This window comes from Arthrobacter sp. HLT1-20 (assembly GCF_054510895.1).
This window is the reverse complement of record NZ_JBTNDR010000042.1, coordinates 21686-30027: the sequence shown is the minus strand read 5'-3', so window position 1 is coordinate 30027 and position 8342 is coordinate 21686. Positions and strand designations below refer to the sequence as shown.

The following is an 8342-nucleotide window of genomic DNA, read 5'->3' as shown; positions in this document are numbered from 1 at the left end:
CCCCCTCTCCTCCCCCCCCCCCCCCCCCCCCCCCCCCCCCCCCCCCCCCCCCCCCCCCCCCTGCCCCCCCCCCCCCCCCGTCGTACTTGAAAAGGGTGGTGGGCGGCGGGCTAGGCCGGCACGTCCACAAGAACTTTGTTGCGCTTGGCCGCGCGGGCCAACACCATGGCGACGCCTCCGCCCAACAGGGCAAGGGCTCCCATGATCATGAAGACCAGGTGGAAGCCGGCTGCGCCGGGGTTGGCGTCAAGGATGGCGCCGTAGATCAGGAAGCCGAACATGCCCGGCGCGTAGCCAATGAGGCAGGCCACACCGAATGCCGTGCCACTAATTTCCTCCGGGATGCCCACCTCGTCCATGGGGGCCCAGAACACGCCGCGCATGGTGAACACGATCAGTGAGAACAAAAGACACAGCGCCATGACAGGGATGCGGAAGGCCTCACCGGCTGGCATGAGCAAGATGACGGCCATGACGGGGATGAGGGCGAAGAAGGCAAAGCTCAAGTAGCGACTCGGGCTGCCCACCTTCTTGTCGGCCAGGTAGCCGCCCAGGGGACCTCCTGCAATTTTCAGTCCATACTGGTTGATGATGCCGAACACGCCCACGAGGGCAATGGGCAGGCCATACACGGTGGACAGGTACGGGATGAAGTAGGTCAGGCCCACATAGACGATGTAGACCATGAAGACAGTGGCACTGACCAGCCACAGCTGCGGCAGCTTGGCGATCTGCTTCAGGGCATCTAGGACATGCGGCTTCTTTGCCGCGGCCGCCGGGTCGGAACTTTCCTGTGCCCGGACCGGCGCCGGCTTGCCCAGCAGGAAGAACAGGAGCACGCCGATGCCGATGTTGATTAGCGAATAGGTGATGATGGCGGCGCGGAAGCCGCCCATGCCTGAACCCATGGCGATGAAGATGCCCAGCGCGGAGAAGGCCACCAGGGTGTCAACCACACCGCGTCCGCCTTCTAGGAACCCAAACATGCGGCCCTGCTCCTTGCTGTCGCCCAGTGCCCGCACGCTCTTCAGAAGCGCGGGCCAAAACAGGCAGTCGGAGGAGATGGCCAGCATGGCGAAGAGGACCAGCAGCTGGTTGTAGCCCGGAAAGGTACTCATATACAGACCTACGGCGCCGGCGCTGACCAGGCCCAGCGCAATCACGTGGCGGGTCTGGAAGCGGTCTGCCAGGTATCCACCCACCACGAACAGGGCCGTGGCCACAATGGAGTTGACGCTCAGCAGCATGCCAATTTCGGTGTTACTCAGGCCCAGGTGTTCCTGCATGGGGACGTAGAAGACGTCCTTGAGATTGGCCAGCTTGTAGATGGTTCCCCCACCCATGACGAGCAGGGCAAACCTGGTCCATTTCGCTTTGTCGAACGTTTTCATGATTGGCTCCAGTTGGTTGTTGTGCCGGATCCGGCTGCGGCCATTGCAGCGGTCTCCAGGCGGCATTCGGCAAGCTCGCGAAGTTGCGCCAGCACCGATCGGACATGGGTAAGTTGGTTGAGCGCCCATTGGGGTTCCTGCACCAGCATCTCTGCCAGGCTGAGCCCCTCCGGGAGGTCTGTGGTGCTCATGTCCCGGTAGGGAATGAATGGGTTGGGGTCTTCATCGCTCAGACGGAACGCAGGGGCCCTGTAGTGGTTCTCCTGTTCAAGGGCGAAGGCGATGAGCTGATGCCCGTTGTCGCCCAGCATCAGCAGCTCAAAGAGCATGCGTTGTCCGGGCAGGTCGTCGTCGGCGCTGCCCTGGAGCACCCCGCGATGGCCGAAGCCATTGCCTTCGGGGATGATCTTGATCCCCTTCAGGTGCACCTGGCGGATGTGCGGGGCAAGTTCGCGCAGCGCATCCATGGGGCGCTCACAGGCGTTGACCATGTTGCCCAAGTCAAACAAGGCATGCACCCTGGGGTGGTTCAGCCGCTCCAGTGCCGTGGAAATCTCAGCACTTTTGAGTTCCTCATGCTGTTCAAAATAGAAGTCCAGCTGGTGTGTGTCAGCCAGTTCTGACAGGTACACCAGGTCTTCATCCACCCGGCCCAGAACCTCGGAGAGAAATCCTTCGTAGCGTGAATAGGCGCGGATGTGCTTGACACCCAAGATGAGGGCAATCCGCACCACCTCATCCACGTCGGCCGGCTCCGTGCTGCTGATTTCCAGGTGCACTGAAAGGTTCAGCCTGCGCGCCTGGTCGGCGAACTCACGCAGCTGCGGGTCCGTCATCTGGCCCAGTCCACGTTCTTCCCCGTCGAGCAGATGGATGCAGATGCCGGCGAGTTCGTGCTCATAGGCGTAGATCAGCAGGTCACGGGGCCGCAGGGTGCCGTAGGTGAAGTTGCCCAGTAGCGAGTATGCGTGGGCGAACAAGCGGACGCTGTCGATCCGTTGAATTAGCTTGCTGGCCACCGTGGGGGTCAGCTCAGGAATTCCTGCCACTTCTTCGGCATCGAGATTGGGCGCCAGCACGGCCGCGAATCGGGACTGGATGTGTGGCATGGGACTCCTTGCAAGCGGTGTGTTCGAGATCACCCGCGAACGGGTTCCTCAATTTTTAGCAAACAATTAGTCGTGCAGGTAGCGCCATTACTGGTGCCATCATTAAGTCCATTTCGCGTGCTCGCTCAGGCTGGGCGGCGCGGGCACCTGAATCTGCCGGCGCTGCCGATGCCATGGCAGTGATTTCTGCTGCACGTGCGCACCCCTTGCTAGAGTTTGGAGATGAGCGAGCGAACCGTGCCGATCCTGAGTTGCCAAAACCTTGACGATGTTCTTGCCTTCTATGAGGCCCTGGGATTTGAAAAGACGTACCGGCAAGAGCGCCCCAACCCCTATTTGTGCCTCAAGCGCGGCAGCATAGACATTCATTTCTCCGCCGTAGCCGCCTTTGAGCCGGAAAACTCCTTGGGGAGCATCATCATCCTGACCCCGGACACAGGTCACTTGTTTGAGCAGTTCGCCACCGGGCTCAAGGAGCACTTCGGAAAGCTGCCCATCTCGGGGATACCTCGGATCACCCGCCCGCGCCGAAGGCAGGGAACCGCCGGGGGCTTCACTGTGGTTGATCCTGGCGGCAACTGGCTGCGGATCGTCTCCAGTGCACAGGACCAGCAGAACGGCCCCACGGGCGTCTTTGAACGGGTCATGTTGAACGCTGCCCGGCAGGGTGACGCCCGCGGCGACATTCCTGTGGCCATCTCAGTTCTCGATGCGGGACTGCTGCGCCATGCCGATGCCCCACAGCCCGAAAAGGTCCCCGTTCTTGCTTACCTCGCCGAACTGCTGGTCCGCGCAGGATACAAGGATCGCGCCCGCACCGTCCTGGCGGAGCTGGCTGCCATGGAACTTTCGTCAGCCGAAAAGGCGGCACTGTCCGCTGACCTGGCCACGGCCGCCGAACTCGGCGCGGAGTTGTAGCACCTGTAGCAGACCACGGACGCGCCTGCTCTGGCCGCACGCCTGCGCCGGGGCTAGGATCAAAGAAATCCCTTCCAGGTACGGAGCACCCCATGCAGCTCGGCGCGTTTTCCATCAGTCTCGCGGTCAAGGACATCAAAGCCTCCGTGGCGTTCTACGAAAAACTCGGATTCACCCACCACGTGGGCGATGTGGCACAGAACTGGCTCGTCATGAAGAATGGCGACGCAGTCATTGGTCTGTTCCAGGGCATGTTTGAGAAGAACTCGCTGACTTTCAACCCCGGGTGGAACCAGGACGCACAGGCCATTGCACCCTTTACCGACGTCCGGGACATCCAACGGCAGCTCAAGGACGGTGGCGTGGAACTCCTGGCGGAAGCTGACACGGACACCACGGGACCGGCCAGCATCATGTTGCTGGACCCGGACGGCAACCCGATCATCGTGGACCAGCACATCTAACCAGGGACGGACCCAGCACGGAGGACTGCCATGAAACTGACCTTGACCGAATTTGTCAGTCTGGACGGTGTGTCACAGGGCCCCGGCTCCCCCGAGGAGGACACGAGCGGCGGCTTCTCCGGTGGCGGCTGGTTTGTGCCACACATGGATCAGGCCTTCATTGACCAGGCCGTGCAGTGGCTCCATCAGGCCGACGCCCTCCTGCTGGGCCGGCGAACCTATGACGCCTTCGCCCGGGATTGGCCGCAGATCACCGACCCCGAAGACCCCTTCACCGCGCTCATGAACGGCCTACCCAAGTACCTCGCATCCAACACCCTGAAGGAAGGATCGTGGAATCCCACCACCGTCCTGTCCGGGGACATCGGCAGGCAGCTCAAGGAGCTCAAGGCCCGGCCAGGGCGCGAACTTCAGATTCACGGCAGCACCACCCTGGCTCAGTCACTGCTTGCCGCAGGGCTGATCGACGAAATCCGTCTGGCCATTGCCCCGGTGGTGGTGGGCAGCGGCCGCCGCCTCTTCCCCGACGGCGGCGCCCCGGCCGGCCTGCGCCTGCTCAGCAGCAGCACCACTCCCGGCGGCCTCGCGTTGCACAGCTACCAAGTTGCGGGCAGCCCCACCCACGGCACCTACACGGGGGTTGGGGACATCCCTTCCCCCTGATGCACGACGGCGCCCGTCGCCCACGCGCCCGGGACGACCTGCGCCGTCGTACTTCGTGCGGCTACCTGTGCGGGTGGCCCCGATTCCCGCGGCGATGACCAGCACAATGCCAGCGAGGGCTGCTGGGCGCGGGACCTGGCCCAACACTGTCAAGCCCACCAACAGGGCAATGGCCGGTTCCAGGCACATGAGCGTGCCGAAGGCCGCGGCCGTCAGCCGGCGCAGGGCCAACAGTTCCAGGCTGAAGGGGATGACCGGGAGCAAGAGCGCAAGCGCGAATCCGATCAAAAGAAGCTGCCAGTCGAGCTGGGCTATGGTGGCCGGCCCCACGACGAAGGTTGCTGCCACCGCGGCCACCGGCAGTGAGATGGCAAGGGCGTTGAGGCCGTGGACGGAATCGCCCGCGCGCTGGGTGAGCAGCACATAAACCGCCCAGCAGGCGGCCGCGCCCAGGGCAAACAGGACCCCGGCGAGGTTTGCTCCGCCGTGCCATGGCTCGGTCAGGCAGAGCACGCCGGCTGCGGCGGACAACGCCCACCAGCGGGCCGCGCCCCGGCCTTGGAAGACGGCGATGGACAGCGGACCCAGGAATTCCAGGGCGCTGGCGGTGCCCAGGGGGATGGTTTCAATGGCGAGCATGAAGCACAGAGTCATGCCCGCCGTCGCAAGTCCCAGCAGTGCGCACATGAGCAGAGACCGGCGACTGAAGCGGTGGCGCCACGGCCGGGCTAGCGCCACGATGATGACGGCCGCCCAGGCTAGGCGCAGCCACCCCACGCCCTCGGCGCCGAGCTGGCCGGTCAGCCCCACGGAGGCGGCAAGGCCCAATTGGACGCAGCACATGGCGGCAAAGGCCATGAGGGTGCCGGTGCCTGCGGTGTTTTGGGCCTGTGGGGACATCATGAAACCAGTACACCCGATACCATCCGTCCGCGTCCACGTGAGAAACTTGAACATATTGTTCAAGAATCGTGGACAATGGTGGCCATGGAAACCCGACGCCTGCAATACCTCTTTGAACTTTCCCGGCTGGGCTCCATGCGTGCGGTGGCCGAACTCTTGGGGGCAACGACGTCGACCGTCTCGCAGCAGATCGCGATGCTGGCCCAGGACACGGGTGCGCAGTTGCTTGAACCGGACGGCCGCGGAGTGCGGCTGACCCCGGCGGGGCGGCGGCTGGCCGACCACGCCCGGGTCATCCTGGCCGCCGTCGACGCCGCCCGGCTGGACCTGGACCCGTCGGCGGAACCGTCCGGAACATTGCGGATCGCCGGATTTGCCACGGCCATCCGCAGAACGCTCATGCCGATCATCCATGAGCTGGCACAGGAGCACCCCGCGTTGGAGATGGTGGTGTTGGAGCACGAACCCGGCGAGGCGTTCAAGAAGCTGGCCATGGACCAGATCGATTTGGCACTCACCTATGACTACAACCTGGCGCCGGACCATGCCGGGCCAGGCATCGACACGCTCCCACTGTGGTCGGCACCGTGGGGACTGGGCGTACCTACAGCGGATGCGGGGCGGTCATCCGCCGGGGCCGATGCGGCGGATGTGTTCGCTGCCTTCCGCAACCACGACTGGATTGGGAACTCGCGTAACCAGGCTGACGAGATAGTTCTGCGCACCATCGCTTCCCTGTCAGGATTCGAACCCGCCCTGCGCCACCAGTCAGACAGCCTTGACCTGGTGGAGGACCTGATCGTGGCCGGACTCGGCGTGGGTCTGCTGCCACTGGACCGGCCGGTACGTCCCGGAGTTTCAATCCTGCCGCTGAGCAACCCCGGGCTGCGGATGCGCGCCCATGCCCGCACGGTTCAGGGCCGCAACGTCTGGCCCGCTCTGGCCCTGATGCTGGACCGGCTGGGACGCTCCTCCGCTGGGTCCTCCGCTGGGTCCTCCGCTTAGGCGCACGGTGTGCGGCTCGCTATGGTTGAGCCATGACACTCACCACGGCGGTCCTGCTGGCGGCAGGTGCCGGAACTCGGCTGGGCCGCGGCCCCAAGGCGCTGTTACCCTTTCGGGGCACCACACTGGTCAACCATGCCGCCACATCCCTGCTTCGCGGCGGCTGCTCCGAGGTAGTAGTGGTGATCGGCGCGGGGGCTGCGGATGTCCGGGCCACGCCCATGCCACCAGGGTGCCGTTTCGTGGAGAATCCGCGCTGGCGTGACGGCATGAGCTCCTCGTTTGCAGCCGGGATTGCCGCCGCCGGCCAAGGTCAGGTCTTGGTGGCGCTCGTGGACCAACCGGGCATAAATCTCGGGATGATTGAAATCCTGCTGGCCCTGCACCGGCCCGGCCGGATTACCGCCGCGGCGTTCCGTTCACCCCATGTGGAGCCTGGCAAGGGTGCCTTGCGGCGCGGCCACCCGGTACTATTCTCTGCCGAACACACCGCTGCCGCCGCCGCCCTGGCCGCGGGAGATTCCGGCGCCCGGGCGTATCTCGCTGCCCACGCCGAGGCGGTGGACTTGGTGGATTTCAGCCGCTTCAGCAACGGCGCCGACGTCGACACCCCCGCCGACCTTCACCTCCTGGCAGAACCGCCTCACTAATCCCCCGTGACAGGGGTGGGCCCGCCATGGATCATGACACCCCGGGCAGCAAAACGCCGGCGTCAGGAATAATATGGCGGGCACAGCGGGTTGCCGCAAGGGTACGCCCCCCAACAAAACTTTGGAGATGCCCTTGAAACTGTTTTCCCCTGTCACCTTCGGCGGCCTCGAACTTCCCAACCGGCTGGTCATGGCCCCGCTGACGCGTTCGCGTTCCGGCCGTGACGGGGTGCCTGGGGACCTTGTGGTGGAGTATTACCGCCAGCGCGCCTCCATGGGTCTGCTCACCAGCGAGGGTGTCTACCCGAGCTTCGCGGGCCAGGCGTTTGTCCGCCAGCCCGGCCTGGTGAGCTATGAGCAGATCGCGGGCTGGAAGCGTGTCACCGACGCCGTGCACGCTGACGGCGGGCGCATCATCGCCCAGATCATGCACTCAGGGCGCGTCACGCACCCTGACACGAACGGCGGGCATCAGGTGGTGGCCCCCAGCGCCATCGCGATCGACGGCGTCACGCGCACCTACCAAGGCAAGGCGCCCTACCCGGTTCCGCACGCGCTGGAGACGGCCCAGCTGCCCGGTGTCACCGAGGAGTTCGTCCAGGGTTCCCGCAACGCCATGGCCGCCGGTTTTGACGGTGTGGAACTCCACGGCGCCAACGGATACCTCCTCCACGAATTCCTGGCCCCGAGCTCCAACCAGCGCAGCGACGCCTACGGCGGCAACCCGGAGAACCGCGCCCGCTTCGTCGTCGAAACCGTCAGGGCTGTGGCGGAGGCCATCGGCGCCGAAAAGACATGGTTGCGCATCTCCCCCGAGCACAATATCCAGGGCGCGCTCGAGCCGGACACAGCCCAGACCGAGGCCACCTACACGGCACTTGTGGCTGGCATTGCACCACTTGGACTGGCCGGACTAAGCATTTTGCACAACGACCCGTCGGGCCACCTGGTCCAGACTCTGCGCACCCGGTTTGGCGGCCCCGTCCTGCTGAACACGGGCTTCGAAACTGTCACAACCCTCGCCGACGCGCGGGCCACCGCCCACTGGGGCGACGCCGTCGTGGTGGGCCGTCCCGCCCTGGCCAACCCTGACCTGGTCCGGCGCTGGGCCGAGGACCTTCCGTTGAACGAACCGGACCACAGCACCTTCTACACCGAGGGCGCAGCCGGCTACACCGACTATCCTTTCTGGGCGAACTAAGGGCGGCTGGTGGCTACACCGCCCGTAAGAGTTAGTCT

At 64.8% G+C, this 8342-nt stretch carries 8 protein-coding genes and 1 pseudogene; 6 read left to right on the top strand and 3 right to left on the bottom strand.

The genetic code is table 11. From position 1 onward, the window contains the following. Positions 1-110: 110 nt before the first annotated feature. Positions 111-1391 (bottom strand): MFS transporter, encoded by a 1281-nt coding sequence (locus ACX80Q_RS16645; protein WP_459331651.1) that lies wholly within the window; start codon positions 1389-1391, stop codon positions 111-113. Beyond that, positions 1388-2500, bottom strand: coding sequence for a sugar phosphate isomerase/epimerase family protein (locus tag ACX80Q_RS16640; RefSeq protein WP_459331650.1), 1113 nt, complete (start codon positions 2498-2500; stop codon positions 1388-1390). Before ACX80Q_RS16640 ends, ACX80Q_RS16645 begins: the two co-directional genes overlap by 4 nt. A gap of 222 nt (positions 2501-2722) precedes the next feature. On the opposite strand from ACX80Q_RS16640, the gene ACX80Q_RS16635 reads away from it, so the two are divergent. From ACX80Q_RS16635 to ACX80Q_RS16625, 3 genes are all read left to right on the top strand, one after another. Then, on the top strand, positions 2723-3418 hold the full coding sequence (locus tag ACX80Q_RS16635; RefSeq protein WP_459331649.1) for a VOC family protein: 696 nt from the start codon (positions 2723-2725) through the stop codon (positions 3416-3418). 92 nt (positions 3419-3510) lie between these two features. After that, positions 3511-3882 (top strand): VOC family protein, encoded by a 372-nt coding sequence (locus ACX80Q_RS16630; protein ID WP_459331648.1) that lies wholly within the window; start codon positions 3511-3513, stop codon positions 3880-3882. Between the two features lie 30 nt (positions 3883-3912). Next, positions 3913-4545: a dihydrofolate reductase family protein gene (locus ACX80Q_RS16625; protein ID WP_459331647.1), complete on the top strand. Its 633-nt coding sequence runs from the start codon at positions 3913-3915 to the stop codon at positions 4543-4545. A 99-nt stretch (positions 4546-4644) separates the two neighbouring features. On the opposite strand, the pseudogene ACX80Q_RS16620 reads toward ACX80Q_RS16625, so the two are convergent. Then, positions 4645-5184: pseudogene (locus ACX80Q_RS16620) on the bottom strand (EamA family transporter); the annotation flags it as partial. A 348-nt stretch (positions 5185-5532) separates the two neighbouring features. Between ACX80Q_RS16620 and ACX80Q_RS16615 the strand changes: the two are divergent. The 3 genes from ACX80Q_RS16615 to ACX80Q_RS16605 all read left to right on the top strand — a co-directional run bounded on the left by ACX80Q_RS16615 (position 5533) and on the right by ACX80Q_RS16605 (position 8304). Then, positions 5533-6453, top strand: coding sequence for a LysR family transcriptional regulator (locus tag ACX80Q_RS16615; protein ID WP_459331646.1), 921 nt, complete (start codon positions 5533-5535; stop codon positions 6451-6453). Between the two features lie 32 nt (positions 6454-6485). Further along, positions 6486-7103, top strand: coding sequence for a nucleotidyltransferase family protein (locus ACX80Q_RS16610; protein ID WP_459331645.1), 618 nt, complete (start codon positions 6486-6488; stop codon positions 7101-7103). Positions 7104-7230: 127 nt separating this feature from the next. Next, positions 7231-8304, top strand: a complete 1074-nt coding sequence (locus ACX80Q_RS16605) for an alkene reductase (RefSeq protein WP_459331644.1) — start codon at positions 7231-7233, stop codon at positions 8302-8304. Positions 8305-8342: the final 38 nt, after the last annotated feature.

What these genes read in the sequence shown, in the direction of transcription:
- ACX80Q_RS16610 (WP_459331645.1), top strand. Translation starts at nt 6,486, where the DNA reads ATGACACTCACCACGGCGGTCCTGCTGGCGGCAGGTGCCGGAACTCGG.
- ACX80Q_RS16615 (WP_459331646.1), top strand. Translation starts at nt 5,533, where the DNA reads ATGGAAACCCGACGCCTGCAATACCTCTTTGAACTTTCCCGGCTGGGC.
- ACX80Q_RS16630 (WP_459331648.1), top strand. Translation starts at nt 3,511, where the DNA reads ATGCAGCTCGGCGCGTTTTCCATCAGTCTCGCGGTCAAGGACATCAAA.
- ACX80Q_RS16605 (WP_459331644.1), top strand. Translation starts at nt 7,231, where the DNA reads ATGCCCTTGAAACTGTTTTCCCCTGTCACCTTCGGCGGCCTCGAACTT.
- ACX80Q_RS16640 (WP_459331650.1), bottom strand. Translation starts at nt 2,500, where the DNA reads ATGCCACACATCCAGTCCCGATTCGCGGCCGTGCTGGCGCCCAATCTC.
- ACX80Q_RS16645 (WP_459331651.1), bottom strand. Translation starts at nt 1,391, where the DNA reads ATGAAAACGTTCGACAAAGCGAAATGGACCAGGTTTGCCCTGCTCGTC.
- ACX80Q_RS16625 (WP_459331647.1), top strand. Translation starts at nt 3,913, where the DNA reads ATGAAACTGACCTTGACCGAATTTGTCAGTCTGGACGGTGTGTCACAG.
- ACX80Q_RS16635 (WP_459331649.1), top strand. Translation starts at nt 2,723, where the DNA reads ATGAGCGAGCGAACCGTGCCGATCCTGAGTTGCCAAAACCTTGACGAT.